Source organism: Bradyrhizobium cedriense (assembly GCF_054602315.1).
Genome location: NZ_JBTSWB010000007.1, coordinates 474443 through 490109 on the forward strand (window position 1 = coordinate 474443; position 15667 = coordinate 490109).

Genomic DNA, 15667 nt, shown 5'->3' on the forward strand with positions numbered 1-15667 from the left:
CCTCGAGGAGAACGACATCGCAGTGCGGCTGCTCATGATCGATGAATCCGCGAGAGATTTTCTGCGAGGGCGACTTCCAGATTGTACTTCTGCAGTGGGGATCGCCAGACCAAGTGGGCACATCTATGGCGGACTACGCTTTGCTCGATGCGCTACGATGCCGCGCGGTCGGATGGAATCTGACAGGCGCGCTACCCTAATGTAAATTTGTCGGTCCTATTGACTCGCTTCGCGAATGGGCAAATCCTTCCCACAACGCAATTGCCATCGTCAATTTCAGCACTACGAACTTGGGCGCGCTGGCTTTTATCGGCGCCATCAGAGCAAATCATTCTGAACAGAAACGGAGGGGCCGATGCGCGCGCTCGCCTTCAGAACCGTCTCTCTTCTCACTCTCGCTACCCTGGGCTCGATCTCCGCCACGCCCGCCGCACACGCGGAGGACGGAACCGACGAGCAGTTTGGCAAGGTTCACTTCCAGACCTCCTGCAACGAGGTGGCGCAGCGCCGCTTTGACCGCGGGATGCGCTATCAGCACTCGTTCTGGTACCGGCCAGCGAAAGAGATTTTCGAGGAGACGTTGCAGGCCGATCCGGGATGCGCGATCGCCTACTGGGGCATTGCCTTGAGCCTGCTGTACAACCCGCATTTTCCCGCGCCGAAGGAAAACCTCACTGAGGGCGTCGCCGCGCTACAGAAGGCCAAGGCGCTCGGCGCCAGGAGCGAACGCGAACGCGACTATATCGACGCACTGCTGGCCTTCTATTCGGGAGACGAAAAGACGACGTTTGGCCAACGCGCGCAGGCCTATCTCAAGGCGACCGAAGCCGTCGCCGCGCGTTATCCCGATGATGACGAGGCGCAGATCGCCTACGCCATCACTCTGAACGTCACGGCATCGCCAAACGACAAGACCTATGCAAACCAGCTCAAGGGCGCTGCCATCCTGGAGCCGATCTTCAAACGGCAGCCGCGGCACCCCGGCGTCGCACATTACTTGATCCACCTCTACGACTATCCGGCGATCGCAGAAAAAGGTCTGGACGCTGCAAAGCGCTATTCCGAGATCGCGCCGGCAGCGCCGCACGCTTTGCATATGCCATCGCACATCTTCACGCGCGTCGGCTACTGGAACGAATCCATCGAAGCCAATAGCCGTTCCGCCAAGGCTGCCAAGGAGGGCAAGGACGCCAGCGAGCAGCTGCACGCCGACGACTATAAGGTCTACGCCCTGCTCCAGCTTGCGCAGGACAGCCGAGCCCGCGACGTCATCGCGGACATGCTGGCGACCAAGGGCTACGCGCCGGCCGTCCGCGCCGGCCCCTACGCGATTGCGGCCAGCCAGGCGCGCTATATGGTCGAGCGCGGCGATTGGCAGGGCGCGGCCGCGCTGAAGGTCGAACCGAGCCGGTTTGCCTATGTCGATGCGATCACCTATTTTGCTCGCGCTCTTGGCGCCGCGCGCTCCGGCAATGCAGACGCAGCAACGGCGGACATCGTCAAGCTGGCGGAGCTGCGGGACAAGCTGCAGCAGGACAAGGACGCCTATTGGGCCGAGATCGTCGACATCCAGCGACAGGTGGCCACAGCTTGGCAGCTCAATGCCCAGGGAAAACAGGCGGACGCGTTGGAAGCGATGCGCCTGGCCGCCGATGCTGAAGACAAGACCGAAAAATCCATTGTGACGCCGGGACCGCTCGCCCCGGCACGCGAGCTTTACGGCACCATGCTGCTCGAGCGCGGCATGGCCGCGGAGGCACTGGCTGCGTTCGAAAGCACCATGCGCAAGGAGCCGAACCGCTTTGGTGCGACGATCGGAGCCGCACACGCCGCCGAGAAAGCGGGTGACGCCGTGAAGGCATGCCAGTACTACCGGAAAATCGTGGACATGGCGCGCGATGGCGACCCCGCGCGAGCGGACCTCGCGGCCGCGCGAAACTTCATGGCTCAGAACTAGCAAAAGTGCCGCGGTGGCTCCCATGCGCCTGACAAGCAAATTCGTTGCGATCAGCGCAGCAACCGCCCTGCTCTGCGCAGCCGCTGCGGTCTGGCTATTGCGATCCGGTGAACCGGCACGTGCAACAGCGGCATCCGGCGAGGTGCGCCCGGTGTGGACGGAAACCGACTGGCCTTTCGGTGCAGATCCCTGGGGAAAAGGAAAGGCGTTCCGCTGCAAGGCCGACGATTGCGGAGACGAGGTGCGGCTCTATGTTCGCGCCAAGCTCGGGTTTTGCAATTGCGCCACCGGCGTCGCCGACGACGGCGACCTCGAGCAAATGGGCGACCTGGCGCTGATTGGAAAGGCAACGCCGATCAATGCCGGCCGAGAGATCATCGTCGGTCCGATGCGCGGCCGCAGCCGGGCCTACCGCCTCGAGGGAAACCGCAGCACCGCACTCTCGCTCGCCTTCAATCAGCGCTGCGACATGGTGGCCGCGACCGCCTTGGTTGGACCGGGCGCGCCCGCATCACTGGAGCCGGCGGTGCTGGCGTTGCTCAATAGCGACCGCATGTTGAAATGGGCCGAGGTCGCGCTTGGGTTGTGACTCAGGTTCAAAATTGGAGGCCATTTCGGCACATTTCACACGCGCAGACGATATCATTAGGCGGGTTTAGAAGATCAGATATGCCGTGCAAATCGTCCGCTCGCCAGGACTTCTGATTTCCGGCGTGGCCATTGCATGACTTTGAAAGGGGACTCGAGGGCCTCTTATGCCCGTCACCGCAGCGATGAATACGGCCGCGGCCCAGCCTGCCTTGCGCGATTGTCCCATAGCCGCAGTTGTTGGGCCTTAGCATGCGCTAAGGCTCATGGTGGCGGCACCAGCTTGAATGACAAATCGCGGAATGGAACGAACCCTCCAGCGGACGGTTGTTTCCCGCCAAGCTATCGAATGGGTATCGAAAGTGAATGCAGGCAGGACACTGGATACCGACACCAGCCCCCTTTCGAAAGCTCCCGTCCTCCTCGTCGAGGACGACGTTCTGGTCCGCACCATGGTCTCGGACGAGCTGAGAGAGAACAAGATTTCCGTGATCGAGTGCGGCGACGCAGATGAAGCACTGGAGATTCTTCAATCGAGAACCCGGGTTTCGCTCGTGGTCACAGATATACAGATGCCGGGATCGATGGACGGGGTCGGTCTCGCGGACATCATCAAGCGTGATTATCCCGGGCTAAAAGTAATACTGACATCATCCGAACTGCCGCCCCATGACGCCAAGTTCGATCATTTCGTCGCGAAGCCGTGGGACATTCCCAACGTTATCCGGCACATCAAATCGATCGTCGGCGCGTAGGAACAGAGGCGACCGCTTGTCGGTTGTTGGGCATGCAGATCAATCGAACCAACGGTTCCCGCACGATCGTACTCGCCGAACAGGACGTCCTGGTGCGCATGTCGCTCGCCGATTATCTGCGAGGATGCGGGTACAAGGTGCTGGAGGCGCGATCCGCCGACGAAGCGATCCGGTTGCTTGAAGACGGCAGCATCCCGGCACATGTCGTCATCAGCAGTGTCGAGCTCGCTGGCGACGGCTTCGGAATCGCGAAATGGCTCAGGGATCATCGGCCTGATCTGGAATTGCGTCTCACCGGAAGCACCAAACGAGCCGTCGACGTAGCGGCATCGCTTTGCGAGGGAGGCCCGCTTCCGGCGCCGTACAATCCTCAAATCCTCCATCGCCGAATACTGCGACTGATGGGCGGGCGGCGGTCGCGCCCGCAGGAAGGACACCGGACGATGGCGAAAGCATGAGAGGGACACCCGGCTAGAGAGACCCTCTTGACCGCCAAGGAACGTGCCGCTCCTCGTCGATCTCGCAATATCCTACCCCATCGCCCCGCCCTGCCTGATAAGTTCCTTGCCCAGCGCCGCCAGATGCACCTGGTCCGGACCGTCGCCGATGCGGATGAAGCGGGCGTAGACGTAGGCGCGCGCGAGGAACGTATCCTGCGAGACGCCGGCGGCGCCATGGATCTGGATGGCGCGGTCGATGACACGTGCGGCCATGCTGGGCACCACGATCTTGGCGGCGGCGATCAGATCGCGGGCCGCCTTGTTACCTTCGCGGTCCATCTTGTCGGCAGCTTGCAACGTCAGGAGCCGCGCCTGCGCGATCTCGCAGAAGGAGTGTGCGATGTCCTCGCGCACCGAGCCCTGCTCGGCCAGCGCCTTGCCGAAGGCTGTGCGCGAGACCGCGCGCTGGCACATCAATTCCAGCGCGCGCTGGGCGCAGCCGATCAACCGCATGCAATGATGGATGCGACCGGGCCCGAGCCTGCCTTGCGCGATCTCGAAGCCGCGGCCTTCGCCGAGCAAAATGTTCTCTGCGGGAACGCGGACATTCTCGTAGACGATCTCGGGATGGCCGACAGGGGCATCGTCGTAACCATAAGTGAGCATGTCGCGGACGATGCGCACGCCGGGGGTATTCTTCGGCACCAGGATCATGGATTGCTGGCGATGGCGGTCGGGATGATCCGGCGCGGTCTTTCCCATCACGATCAGGATCTCGCAATCCTCGTTCATCGCGCCTGAGGTGAACCACTTCCGGCCGTTGATGACGTAATCGTCGCCATCGCGCTTGATCGCGCACTGGATGTTGGTGGCATCGCTGGAGGCGACCTGCGGCTCCGTCATCGAGAAGCCGGAGCGGATGCGGCCCTCCAGGAGCGGCTTCAGCCAGCGTTCCTGCTGCGCCGGCGTGCCGTAATTCGCCAGCACCTCCATGTTGCCGACGTCGGGGGCCGAGCAATTGAAGACCTCGGGCGCCCAGAGGATGCGGCCCATGATCTCCTTCACAGGCGCATAGTCGAGATTGGTCAGGCCAATGTTGTTACGGTCCTGGCCATGCTCGCCGGACAGGAAAAGATTCCAGAGTCCCTGCTCCCGCGCCAGCCGCTTCAGGTCCTGCAGGACGGGCGGCGTCCTGTAGCGCGACGCTTCCGGCTTCACTTGCTCGTAATAGAGCTCCTCCACCGGTTCGACGTGCGCCCGCATGAACTGGCGGACGCGGTCCTGGAGCTCCAGCGAACGGGGAGAGTGTTGAAAGTCCATGGGAGTCTCCTCTTCCCTTCTCCCCTTGTGGGAGAAGGTGGCGCGAAGCGCCGGATGAGGGGTCTCTCTCCTTGCATCCAAATGAGAGTTGGACTCGCGGAGAGAGACCCTTCACCCGGCTGCGCTTCGCGCATCCACCCTCTCCCACAGGGGGAGAGGGTGCACCGTCTTTGCCGCCGCGTATCTCACGTCCCGCGCAGCAGCTCGCTCGCCACGACCCAGTCGTTGCCGTCGAACTGGAGCATGTAGCCGTCCTTGATCGGGCGGAAGTCCTGCGGCGTTGTGTTGAGGGTGATGCCGGGCATCAGCAGCGACAGCGGCACGTTCTTCATATTGGCGGCTTGGGCCATGATGTTTTCGCGCGTGAGATTGTCCTTGCATTGCTTCAGCAACACCACCAGCGCTTCGGCGACGGTGTAGCCGTAGAGCCCGGCGACGTTGTTGACGTCGGCATTGGGCAGGCGCTTCTTCATGAAATCGATATAGGCCGTCATCGCCGGATCGTTCTTCGGCGCCTCGACGAACGGCTTGAGCGCGCCGAGCGACAGCACGCCCTTTCCGGCATCGAGGCCCGCGGGCACCATCACGGTGGCCTTGTTGGCGCAGCCGCTCGCGATGAAGCGCATCGCTTGCCAGCCGACCTCATGCGCCTTGCGAATGGCTTGCGCGCAGGCGCGCGGCGTCACCGAATAGATCAGAAAGACGTCGGCCTTCGTATTCGCCAGCGTCAGCACCTGGGAATCGACGGTGGGGTCGGCGACCTCGAAGCTCGAGGCCATCGCGATCGCCTTGTCGGCGTCAGCACCGAGCGCCTCCTTGACACCGCGCAGATATTCCTTGCCGGCGTCGTCGTTCTGATAGAGCACCGCAAACCGCGCATTCGGGTTCTTGGCGCGGGCATAGGCGACGTCGATCGCGGCCTCGCTGGTGTAGTTCGGGGCCCACGGCAACGCCATCGACCAGGGCATGTTGGCGGGATCGTTCCACTTCGAGGCCGAGCTGATCAGAAAGAGCTGCGGCACCTTGTTGCTGTTCAGATACTTTGCGATCGCCGAACTCGGCGCCGTACCCATGGTCGCGAAGATGAAGGCGACGCCGTCACCCTCGACCAGTCGCCGCGCCGCCTCCATGGTCTTGGGCGGGGAGAAGGCATCGTCCAGCGAAATCAGATTGAGCTTGCGGCCGTTGACCCCGCCCTTCTCGTTGACCTCGTCGAAATAGGCGGAGATCACCCTGCCCGTGATGCTGAGCGGCGAGGCCGGGCCGCTATAGGGCATGGTGTTGCCGATCTTGATCTCGGTGTCGCTGACGCCGGGACCGTAGGATTTCTGCGCGGCGGCGGGCGTGGACAGGCAGGCGGCAGCCAGCGTTGCGGCCAGCACCAATGCGGCTTTCATGATTTCTCCCCGATGATGGTCGCCGCGACGCCATGAGGCGGTCGCGCGGCGCGCTGCTTTTTGTCAGCGCGTCAGATCAACGGAGTTGCGTCGCACGGTCTTGCGTCGAGTTGCTGATGACCCGGCGCGTTCAACGACGCCGCTTCAGACCGAGGCCCAGACTGATCCATCCGGCCCCCGCCATGATGAGGTCGATGCCGAGGAACAGGCCGAGAATGTAGACGCTGTTGACCGGCCAGCGCGCAACGATCAAGAGGCCAAGCAGCAGCGTGATGGCGCCCGAGACCGCCACCCACACCCACGGCGTCTCACGCTTCATGTTGAAGGCGAGGAACAACCTGATGGCGCCGGAGGCAATCAGCGAGGCTCCCAGAAAGAGCGTCAACAGCACTGCCGCGAGCAACGGGTTCTGGAAGGTCACGAAGCCCGCGATGACGTAGAGCACGCCGAGCAAGGCCCAGATCAGGAACTTGCCCCAGCTCTTCAACTGGAATGCGCCGATGATCTCGGCGAGACCGGCGACGATCATCATGGCGCCGACCACGACCACGCTCGCGATCGTCGCCATCGCCACGCTGCCGAGCGCGACGAAGCCGGCGATCAGATAGACGACACCGAGCGCGACGATCCAGCCCCATTTGGCATGCAGCGCCGCGATGCCCGAGCCCAGACTCGCATGGGGAGACGTATCCGAAGCACTTGTCATGACGGCCACTCCTGCTGCGAGGCCCCGAGCCACAATTCAAGATAGCACGAACAGTCCCGGGACAACAGCCAGCAGAACACTGCCGGCCGTCAGCAACATTGATGCAAGTCAAGATCGAATGCCGCGAATACGTCTGCTCTCGCCTTCGGATGTCAGGCGCGCTCGGCCGCCTTGCGAACGTCGAGCACGGCCCGCGCCCATTCGGCGGGCCGCTCCTGCGGCAGATTATGGCCGGCGCCCGCGAACACGCGCCGCTCGAAGAATCCCTCGAACTTGGGCGCGTGGTGGGCGGTGCCGGGATTGACGCCGTCGCTGTCGCCGTCGATGGCGATGGTCGGGACGCGGATCGGCGGCTGGGCAGCCAGCCTCGCCTCGATCGCGGCATAGGCGGGGTCGCCCTCAACCAGCGCATAGCGGTGGCGGTAGGAGTGGATCACGACGTCGACGAAATCGGGATTGTCGAAAGATGCAGCGCTGCGCTCGAAGGTGGCGTCGTCGAACGCCCATTTGGGCGACCACATCGCCCAGAGCTGGCGGGCGAAGCCGCGGCGGTTGCGCTCCAGCGCGCGGCGGCCACGCTCATTGTGGAACAGATATTGATACCAGAGCGCCGCCTCCTCCGGTGGCGAAGCCGGCTCCATGGCGCGGGCGATGTTCTGGATGTTGTAGGAATTGCCGGAGACGAGCCCGACCACGCGCTCCGGATAGAGCGCCGAGACCACGCAGGCCGCACGCCCGCCCCAGTCGTAGCCGCCGACGGCTGCGCGCGGAATCCCGAGCGCATCCATGAAGGCCAGCAGATCGGCGCCAAGCGCTGCCTGCTCGCCGGACCGCAGCGTTTGCGCGGAACGAAACCGCGTCGGGCCATAGCCGCGCAACCAGGGCACCAGAACGCGTGCGCCCGCCTCCGCGATGATCGGCGCGGTCTCGGCGTAGGCGTTCACGTCATAGGGGAAGCCGTGACCCATGATGCAGGGCCAGCCATCCGGCGCCCCGTAGTCGAGATAGGCGATGTCGAGGACGTCGGTGGTGATGGTCTTCTGTTGCATGATCTGCTCACCGATTGGCCCGGCGTCGAAGTGCGTGTGGAGTGAAGCGGAATACGGGATTCACGGATGCAACGATCGCTGCATTCCGCTGCGCTCCATGCCGGCTACGAGAGCCAGGCCTATTTCTGCGGACCGGACAGCGAGATGTCGCGTTCGGCGCGAAAGACGTTGCTGTAGAGGTTGGCGATCCATTGCCGGCCGATCTCGGTCTTGTTGAGATAACCGATCTCGGTCTGGATGTGCGGTGCGACGCTGTTCCAGTAGAATTGCGGGTAGCGGTTGACGATGTCGGCCGGCGAGTCGTAGCCGAGCTGACGGTTGATCCCGACTTCCTCGAACTCGTAGTAGAGTGCATTGGCCTTGCGCAGATAGTTGGGATCGCCAAGCTGGCCGATGAAGTCGGCCGCGCGCAGGATCGAGGCTTCGTCGTCATATTCCTGCCCTTCACGGGCGGGAAAGCGCGTCCCCTCGATGGCGCGGGCGACGCGGTCCGGGTCCACACCGGGAATGTGCCGGAGCCGCCGCGTCACATAAAGCTTCGACCGGTCGACGTGATACATCATCAAGCTCGCATCCGACGCACCGCGCGGCAATGAGATCTTGGCCTCGGTCGCATCGATCACGAAGCCGTCGGCGTCGTCCTCCTCGAACAGCCCGCGCACATAGCCGATGTCGTGGGCGAGGCAGGCAACCAGGACATGGACGTAATCCTCGGCCGACAGATGCGTATGGAGGCTTCGGCCGCTGAGGATCGCCTGGGCCGCCAGCGTCACCAGCATCGTATGCTCGATGTTGTGGTAGAGCGCATCGCTGTTGCCGATGCATTCCATCGCGGTGCGGGTCGCGCTCTCGACGATACTCGCAGAAGTCTCATCGTACCGGCGCCGCATGAACTTACCGAGCAATTGCTCCAGAGATTCGGCCGCCAGTCTCGGTAAGGTCATCATGGATGCAGCCCCGTCCGCCGCTGGTGTCCCATGCCATCTCCCGACGTCTCGTTCTTGTCCTCGATACAGCGGGGAGCATAGCCCATCTTGGGCCGGGTAACCAAACTCCAGAGCAAAATTACGTAAATATCTTGACGTCCCGCTGCGCAATATCGCGGTTGCCGTCCCAGTACACCACAACCCAGGGACCGGAAAGCCAGGGCCGACTGCGCATCAAGGTGCGGCCAGCATGGCGGCGCCTTCGGCCGAGCGCGAAAGGCTTCTGGCCAGATAGAACAGCTCGACCAGCTTGCCGCGCTTGCCGGCCAGCGAGAAGATGTATTCGGGCGACTCCGCCTCGATTTCCGCGATCGCCACCTTCGCGATCCGATCGATGCGGCTCGAACCGTGCTCCCAAACGAAGCCGACGCCAAGCCGATTGGCAACGGCCTCCAGCATCCCCTCGCGCGTATTGACGATGATCGCCGGACTGGCGCGCAGGTTGACGGCGCGAAATGCCCTGTCCACGGCGCGCTGGGTCGCGGAATCCCGGGTTCGAAAGACCAGCGGATATTGCGCGAGGCCGGCGATCGACACGCGCGATTCCCGGCTGAGCTCGTGAACGGGATGGCAGATCGCAACGACGCGCTGCTGGACGCAGGACTCGCGCCGGAAGCGGTTGTCCTGCGGCACCTCCGGCAAGACGGCGACGTCGACACGCTGGTCGACCACCGCGGCCATGATCGCCGACCAGCTGCCGATCTCGATGTTGATCTGGATCTTCGGGTACAGATTGCGGAACGCCGCGATCAGCGCCATGCCGGGCATGGCATTGCCAAGCCCGATGCGAAGCTCGCCCCCCGTGAGCTCATCGCGCTGCTGCAGGATGGCCAGTGCATCCGCCTCGATCGCTTGCATGCGGTTCGTCGCAGCATAGAGCCGCCGGCACAGCGGCGTCGCGATCAGCGTCTGGCCATGCCGGTCGAACAGCGCAACCGCGAACTCGGCCTCCAGATCGCGCACGAGCTGGGCAACTGCCGGCTGCGACACCCCCAGCCGCCTTGCTGCGGCCGCGAAGCTGCCGGTCTCGAACACCGCATTGACGGCCCGGACGCGCGAGGACGTCAACGCCACGACAGGAACCCCACGATCGATACCCCAAAAGCAAAACCTGGGATGACCATAAGGACAGCCATTGACCGTTATGTGAATGTCAGATGCGCCCCCTACTCCTCGTGCGCCGCAACAAGCCCAGAGGGGACCAGCGCGCATGGCGCAAATCGAACTTTCCGCAATCCGCAAATCCTTTGACGGCACCGACGTCCTGAAGGGCATCGATTTCCGGGTCGAGGACGGCGAGTTCATCTCGCTGGTCGGGCCTTCCGGCTGCGGCAAGTCGACCCTGCTCCGCATCATAGCGGGGCTGGAGCCCCAGAATTCCGGCCAGGTCCGCATCGACGGCCGTCCCGTGGACGCCATTCGCCCGAGCGCACGCAACCTCGCGATGGTCTTCCAGTCCTACGCGCTCTACCCACATCTGAGTACCTTCGACAACATTGCAGTGCCGTTGCGGATGCGGCGCCTCTCGGCGATCGAACGGCTGCCGCTGCTCGGCACGCTGTTGCCGGGCCGGCGCGCCAAGGAACGGCACATTCGCGCCGACGTCGAAAGGATCGCCGAGCAACTCGACATCGCTCCATTGCTGCGGCGCAAGCCTGGGCAATTGTCCGGCGGACAGCGGCAGCGCGTCGCGGTCGGGCGCGCCATGGTGCGCGAGCCGCTGGCCTTCCTGTTCGATGAGCCGCTCTCCAATCTCGACGCAAAGCTGCGCGTCCACATGCGCGCAGAGCTCGCCGAGCTGCATCGCCGCCTCAAGGCCACGTTCGTCTACGTCACGCACGACCAGGCCGAGGCGATGACCATGTCGAGCCGGATCGCCGTCATGATGGGCGGGGAATTGATTCAGGCGGGAACGCCCGCGGAGATCTACAACGACCCCGGCGATATCCGTGTCGCCGAATTCATCGGCAGCCCCAAGATCAACGTCCTTCCCGGCCGGATCCGGAAGGACGGCGGCGTCGATGTGCTGGGGACAGGTCTGAAGCTTTCGTGCAGCGCCGCGGCCGGCGATTGCCGTGTCGCCGTCCGCCCGGAGCGGATCGACCTCGGCACCGGACCTTTCACCGGAACCGTCATCCATCTGGAGAATCTCGGTGCCGAGGCATTCGTGCATCTTGCGATCGCAGGCGCCGGGCTGCGCCTGATCGCGCGGCTCGCGGACGTCAGGCATTTGCCTGCAATGGCCAGCTCCGTCGCCTTCGGCTTCGCGCCCGACGCGGTGCGGATCTTCGATCCGGCCGGGAAGCGGATCGAACTCAAAGTGGAGCAGCCCGAGCGTGCCCGCGAGCCCGCCCATGTCTGACGGCTCCATGACGATCGCGGCCATCGCTCCCGCAGGCGTGACGCGGCGCACGGTGCCGGCCCACGGCAGCCGGCGGACATACTCCGCCTACGCCCTGGTGACGCCGGCCGCGGCGCTGATGCTGATCATGCTGCTTGGTCCGCTCGCCGGCGTGATCGGCCTCTCCTTCACCGACTATCAGCTCGGCGCGCCGCATTTCTCCTGGATCGGCCTCGCCAATTACCAGGACCTGTTCGCCGACAAGGTGTTCTGGACCGCGCTGCGCAACACGCTGGCTTACGTCGTGATCGTGGTCCCCGGCGCCGTGATCGCAGGCCTTGCGATCGCGCTTCTGATCCAGAGCGGCACCAGCCTGCGCAGCCTCTACCGGACGATCTATTTCCTACCCGTCATGGCGACCCTGATCGCGATGGCAGTCGTGTGGGAGTTCATGCTGCATCCGCAGTTCGGCCTGGTGAACGGGATGTTGCGCGGCGCGGGCCTGCCGGCCTTTGCCTGGCTGCAGGACCGCAGCACCGCCCTCTATGCGCTGTGCGCGATCGGCATCTGGCAGGCGGTCGGCTTCAACATGGTGCTGTTTCTCGCCGGCCTCGTCTCCATTCCCAAGCAACTCTACGAGGCGGCCGAGATCGACGGCGCGTCGAGCGGCTGGGCTCGCTTCCGCCTCGTGACCTGGCCGATGCTGGGACCGGTCACGACCTTCGTCGTCGTGATCTCCGGCATTCGCTCCTTCCAGGTGTTCGACACCGTGCACGTCTTGACCAAGGGCGGCCCGTCGAAATCCACCGAGGTCCTGATCCACACCATGTACACGGAAGGATTCGAGTTCTTCCGCTCGGGCTACGCCGCGGCGATCACCGTCGTTTTCCTGGTCTTCGTTCTCCTGCTCACTCTGATCAAATCGAGGCTCGCCGATCGCGGGGTGCACTACACATGAGCTACGCGCATCCCATCCCGTTCCGGGCGATCTTCCGCCACGTGCTCCTGATCGCGGGCGCCGCGCTCATGCTGGCCCCCTTCATCTGGATGATCTCGACCGCGTCCAAGCCGCAGACGGAGATCTTTTCGAGCGAGCTGCACCTGATCCCGCACCAGTTCGCGCTGGCGGAGAACCTGCGCGAGGCATTCGCCAAGGCCAATCTCCTGCGGTTCCTGCTCAATGGCGTCATCGTCACCGTCTCGATCTTCGTGCTGCAGGTCATGGTGGCGCTGCCGGCGGCCTACGCGCTCGCGAAACTTCGCTTCCTCGGCCGCGAGACGCTGTTTGCGCTCGTGCTGTTCGGGATCCTGATTCCCCCGCAGGCGACCGCGGTCCCCGTCTTCCTGATGCTGCACAAGGCCGGCCTGCTCGACAGCTATGCCGCGCTCGTCCTGCCCTTCACGATCTCGGTCTTCGGCATCTTCCTGATGCGCCAGTTCTTCAAGACGGTGCCCGACGATCTCGTCGATGCCGCGCGCATGGACGGCATCTCCGAATTCGGCATCGTCTGGCGGGTGATGCTGCCGGCCGCGATCCCGGCCGTCACCGCCTTCGGCATCTTCTCCGTCGTCGCGCACTGGAACGACTACTTCTGGCCGCTGATCGTGCTCAACAGCGAGCAACTGCGTACGCCGCCGCTTGCGGTCGCGCATTTCCGCAACAGCGAGGCCGGCACTAGCTACGGCCCGCTGATGGCCGCGGCAATGGTGATCATCGCGCCGCTCGTCATCGCTTTCCTCTTTGCCCAGCGCCGTTTCATCGAGGGCATCACCCTCACCGGGATCAAGTAACCACCTCACCTCAAACAGGAGTCTATCCATGCTGAAGTCCATCATCGCCGCGGCGGCCCTGTCGCTTGCGGCCGGATCTGCGCTCGCGCAGAGCCAGACCGAGATCGTGATGCAGTATCCCTATCCGGAGCTGTTCACGGAGACGCACAAGCGCATCGCCGAGGAGTTCGCGAAGGTGCACCCGGAGATCAAGGTCACCATGCGGGCGCCTTACGAATCCTACGAGGACGCCACCCAGAAGGTGCTGCGCGAAGCCGTCACCAACCAGATGCCCGACGTGTCCTTCCAGGGCCTGAACCGCATCCGCGTCCTGGTCGACAAGAACATCCCGGCCGCGCTCGACGGCTACATCGCCGCCGAGAAGGATTTCGACAAGCAGGGCTTCCACCAGGCGATGTATGACATCGGCACCGCCGGCGGCAAGGTCTACGCCCTTCCCTTTGCGATCTCCCTGCCCATCGTCTACGTCAATCTCGACCTGGTGAAGCAGGCCGGCGGCGACGTGAACCACCTGCCGAAGAGCTGGGACGAGCTGATCGCGCTCGCCAAGAAGGTCAAGGCGCTCGGCAACGACACCAACGGCGTCACCTATGCCTGGGACATCACCGGCAACTGGCTGTGGCAGGCGCCGGTCTTCGCGCGCGGCGGCACCATGCTCAATGCCGACGAGACCAAGGTCGCGTTCGACGGGGCGGAAGGTAAGTTCGCGATCAACATGATTGCGCGACTGGTCAACGAGGCCGGCATGCCCAATCTCGACCAGCCGTCGATGCGCGCGGCGTTCGCTGCCGGCAAGACCGGCTTCCACATCACCTCGACCTCGGACCTCAACAAGGTCACGCAGATGACCGGCGGCAAGTTCGCGTTGAAGACGATTCCGTTCCCGGACGTCGTCTCTCCGAGCGGCAGGCTGCCGGCCGGCGGCAACGTCGTGCTGATCCTCGCCAAGGACAAGGCCAAGCGCGACGCCGCCTGGGAAGCGGTGAAGTTCTGGACCGGTGCCAAGGGCGCCGCGATCATGGCGGAGACCACCGGCTACATGCCGCCGAACAAGATCGCCAACGACGTCTATCTGAAGGACTTCTACGTCAAGAACCCCAACAACTACACCGCGGTCAGCCAGCTCGCGCTGCTCACCAAATGGTACGCCTTCCCCGGCGACAACGGCCTGAAGATCACCGACGTGATCAAGGATCATCTCAACTCGATCATCTCAGGCGCCCGCGCGAAGGAGCCCGAGGCCGTCCTCGCCGACATGACCGCGGACGTGCAGAAGCTGCTGCCGAAGACCACCGGCGCGGCACGCTGAGTTTTCTCGGATGCACTGGCACGGGGCGCTCCGGCGCCCCGTGCCGCAATGATTGGAGATGGCGATGAAACTGCTTCATCTGAGCGACATTCACCTGACCGCGCCCGGCTCGACCATCGGCGGCCGCGATCCGCGGGCCAATTTCGAGCGGGCGCTCGCGCATGCCCTGAAGGATCATCACGACGCTGAACTGACGGTGATCACCGGCGATCTCTCGGACTGGGGCGATCTCGCCGACTATCAATGGCTCAAGCAGCGCATCGACGAATATCCGCTGCCGATCCGGCTGTGCATCGGCAACCACGACCGGCGCGCCGCCTTCCTGAGCGTCTTCCCCGACCTTGCCGACGAGAACGGCTTCGTCCAGGGCATGCACGATACGGCAGCCGGCCGCTGCCTGTTCCTCGACACCGCCCATCCGGACACGCATGCCGGCCGCTATTGCGAAGATCGTCTCGGCTGGCTCGAGGCACGGCTTGCCGAGCATGACGGGCCGTTCCTGCTCTTCATGCACCATAATCCCATGCCGGTGCATCTCGGTCCTCTCGACCAGATCCGCCTGCTTGACGAAGCGCCGTTTCGGCGTCTCGTTGGCCGCCATCGGGCGAAGATCCGCCACGTCTTCTTCGGGCATTGTCACTTGCCTCTTGCCGGTTCTGTCGCAGGCGTTCCAGTCTCGTCGCTGCGCGGCACCAACCATGCGAGCTATCCTTTGTTCTCCGAGACCAGGCTTCTGAGCGCGTCCGACCTGCCGCAATCGTACGGCGTGGTGTTTTTCGGAGAAGACTATGTAACCGTGCACATGGTGGAATACGGCTACGAGGGTCCCATCCGCATCGAAGGCTCGCCCGACTATCAGGCCTGGGATCGCGAGACCATGGTGCGGTGAACTCAAGGGAGCGCCGACCTTTTCCAGGGTGCCCTCATAAACCCGCGCCGCACTCCTTGTAGAGTCCGCTCCCCTCTATAGCGGCGCGTTGTCGTCCCTCACCCTAGGTCGGAGATCGGCCAGAAGCGGCTATCAGGCG

The 15667-nt window shown here is 63.8% G+C and carries 15 protein-coding genes; 9 read left to right on the forward strand and 6 right to left on the reverse strand.

What is annotated here, in order from left to right:
• Positions 1-355 precede the first annotated feature (355 nt).
• From ACYCVF_RS27595 to ACYCVF_RS27610, 4 genes are all read left to right on the forward strand, one after another.
• Positions 356-1957, forward strand: coding sequence for a tetratricopeptide repeat protein (locus tag ACYCVF_RS27595; RefSeq protein ID WP_459601673.1), 1602 nt, complete (start codon positions 356-358; stop codon positions 1955-1957).
• Between the two features lie 22 nt (positions 1958-1979).
• Positions 1980-2546 carry a hypothetical protein gene (locus ACYCVF_RS27600; RefSeq protein WP_459601675.1) on the forward strand — a complete coding sequence of 189 codons (567 nt, stop codon included), beginning with the start codon at positions 1980-1982 and terminating at the stop codon, positions 2544-2546.
• Positions 2547-2847: 301 nt separating this feature from the next.
• Positions 2848-3300, forward strand: a complete 453-nt coding sequence (locus ACYCVF_RS27605; protein WP_459601677.1) for a response regulator — start codon at positions 2848-2850, stop codon at positions 3298-3300.
• Positions 3301-3332: 32 nt separating this feature from the next.
• Complete coding sequence (locus ACYCVF_RS27610; RefSeq protein WP_459601679.1) at positions 3333-3758, forward strand: response regulator; 426 nt, start codon at positions 3333-3335, stop codon at positions 3756-3758.
• 72 nt (positions 3759-3830) lie between these two features.
• Here the strand turns inward: ACYCVF_RS27610 and ACYCVF_RS27615 are convergent, their stop codons facing one another.
• The 6 genes from ACYCVF_RS27615 to ACYCVF_RS27640 form a co-directional block, all read right to left on the reverse strand.
• On the reverse strand, positions 3831-5060 hold the full coding sequence (locus tag ACYCVF_RS27615) for an acyl-CoA dehydrogenase family protein (protein WP_459601681.1): 1230 nt from the start codon (positions 5058-5060) through the stop codon (positions 3831-3833).
• Positions 5061-5245: 185 nt separating this feature from the next.
• Complete coding sequence (locus tag ACYCVF_RS27620) at positions 5246-6457, reverse strand: ABC transporter substrate-binding protein (protein WP_459601683.1); 1212 nt, start codon at positions 6455-6457, stop codon at positions 5246-5248.
• 130 nt (positions 6458-6587) lie between these two features.
• On the reverse strand, positions 6588-7163 hold the full coding sequence (locus ACYCVF_RS27625; RefSeq protein ID WP_459601685.1) for an HdeD family acid-resistance protein: 576 nt from the start codon (positions 7161-7163) through the stop codon (positions 6588-6590).
• 152 nt (positions 7164-7315) lie between these two features.
• On the reverse strand, positions 7316-8212 hold the full coding sequence (locus ACYCVF_RS27630) for an alpha/beta fold hydrolase (protein ID WP_459601687.1): 897 nt from the start codon (positions 8210-8212) through the stop codon (positions 7316-7318).
• A 119-nt stretch (positions 8213-8331) separates the two neighbouring features.
• Positions 8332-9159, reverse strand: coding sequence for a metal-dependent phosphohydrolase (locus tag ACYCVF_RS27635; protein WP_459601689.1), 828 nt, complete (start codon positions 9157-9159; stop codon positions 8332-8334).
• Positions 9160-9372: 213 nt separating this feature from the next.
• Positions 9373-10272, reverse strand: coding sequence for a LysR family transcriptional regulator (locus ACYCVF_RS27640; RefSeq protein WP_459601691.1), 900 nt, complete (start codon positions 10270-10272; stop codon positions 9373-9375).
• Positions 10273-10408: 136 nt separating this feature from the next.
• Here ACYCVF_RS27640 and ACYCVF_RS27645 point away from each other — a divergent pair, with 136 nt between their 5' ends.
• From ACYCVF_RS27645 to ACYCVF_RS27665, 5 genes are all read left to right on the forward strand, one after another.
• Complete coding sequence (locus ACYCVF_RS27645) at positions 10409-11560, forward strand: ABC transporter ATP-binding protein (RefSeq protein WP_459601693.1); 1152 nt, start codon at positions 10409-10411, stop codon at positions 11558-11560.
• Entirely contained in the window at positions 11553-12497 is a 945-nt protein-coding gene (locus ACYCVF_RS27650; protein WP_459601695.1) for a carbohydrate ABC transporter permease, read from the forward strand. Before ACYCVF_RS27645 ends, ACYCVF_RS27650 begins: the two co-directional genes overlap by 8 nt.
• Complete coding sequence (locus tag ACYCVF_RS27655) at positions 12494-13330, forward strand: carbohydrate ABC transporter permease (protein WP_459601697.1); 837 nt, start codon at positions 12494-12496, stop codon at positions 13328-13330. Before ACYCVF_RS27650 ends, ACYCVF_RS27655 begins: the two co-directional genes overlap by 4 nt.
• 28 nt (positions 13331-13358) lie before the next feature.
• A complete protein-coding gene (locus tag ACYCVF_RS27660; protein WP_459601699.1) occupies positions 13359-14639 on the forward strand; it encodes an ABC transporter substrate-binding protein in 1281 nt (426 codons plus the stop codon).
• A gap of 64 nt (positions 14640-14703) precedes the next feature.
• Positions 14704-15528: a phosphodiesterase gene (locus tag ACYCVF_RS27665; RefSeq protein ID WP_459601701.1), complete on the forward strand. Its 825-nt coding sequence runs from the start codon at positions 14704-14706 to the stop codon at positions 15526-15528.
• The last annotated feature ends 139 nt before the right edge of the window (positions 15529-15667 follow it).

Bases quoted from the DNA above. Each gene is read 5' to 3' on its own strand.
- ACYCVF_RS27610 (WP_459601679.1), top strand. From the start codon at position 3,333: ATGCAGATCAATCGAACCAACGGTTCCCGCACGATCGTACTCGCCGAA.
- ACYCVF_RS27645 (WP_459601693.1), top strand. From the start codon at position 10,409: ATGGCGCAAATCGAACTTTCCGCAATCCGCAAATCCTTTGACGGCACC.
- ACYCVF_RS27630 (WP_459601687.1), bottom strand. From the start codon at position 8,212: ATGCAACAGAAGACCATCACCACCGACGTCCTCGACATCGCCTATCTC.
- ACYCVF_RS27595 (WP_459601673.1), top strand. From the start codon at position 356: ATGCGCGCGCTCGCCTTCAGAACCGTCTCTCTTCTCACTCTCGCTACC.
- ACYCVF_RS27660 (WP_459601699.1), top strand. From the start codon at position 13,359: ATGCTGAAGTCCATCATCGCCGCGGCGGCCCTGTCGCTTGCGGCCGGA.
- ACYCVF_RS27620 (WP_459601683.1), bottom strand. From the start codon at position 6,457: ATGAAAGCCGCATTGGTGCTGGCCGCAACGCTGGCTGCCGCCTGCCTG.
- ACYCVF_RS27625 (WP_459601685.1), bottom strand. From the start codon at position 7,163: ATGACAAGTGCTTCGGATACGTCTCCCCATGCGAGTCTGGGCTCGGGC.
- ACYCVF_RS27650 (WP_459601695.1), top strand. From the start codon at position 11,553: ATGTCTGACGGCTCCATGACGATCGCGGCCATCGCTCCCGCAGGCGTG.
- ACYCVF_RS27615 (WP_459601681.1), bottom strand. From the start codon at position 5,060: ATGGACTTTCAACACTCTCCCCGTTCGCTGGAGCTCCAGGACCGCGTC.
- ACYCVF_RS27655 (WP_459601697.1), top strand. From the start codon at position 12,494: ATGAGCTACGCGCATCCCATCCCGTTCCGGGCGATCTTCCGCCACGTG.
- ACYCVF_RS27600 (WP_459601675.1), top strand. From the start codon at position 1,980: ATGCGCCTGACAAGCAAATTCGTTGCGATCAGCGCAGCAACCGCCCTG.
- ACYCVF_RS27605 (WP_459601677.1), top strand. From the start codon at position 2,848: ATGGAACGAACCCTCCAGCGGACGGTTGTTTCCCGCCAAGCTATCGAA.
- ACYCVF_RS27665 (WP_459601701.1), top strand. From the start codon at position 14,704: ATGAAACTGCTTCATCTGAGCGACATTCACCTGACCGCGCCCGGCTCG.
- ACYCVF_RS27635 (WP_459601689.1), bottom strand. From the start codon at position 9,159: ATGATGACCTTACCGAGACTGGCGGCCGAATCTCTGGAGCAATTGCTC.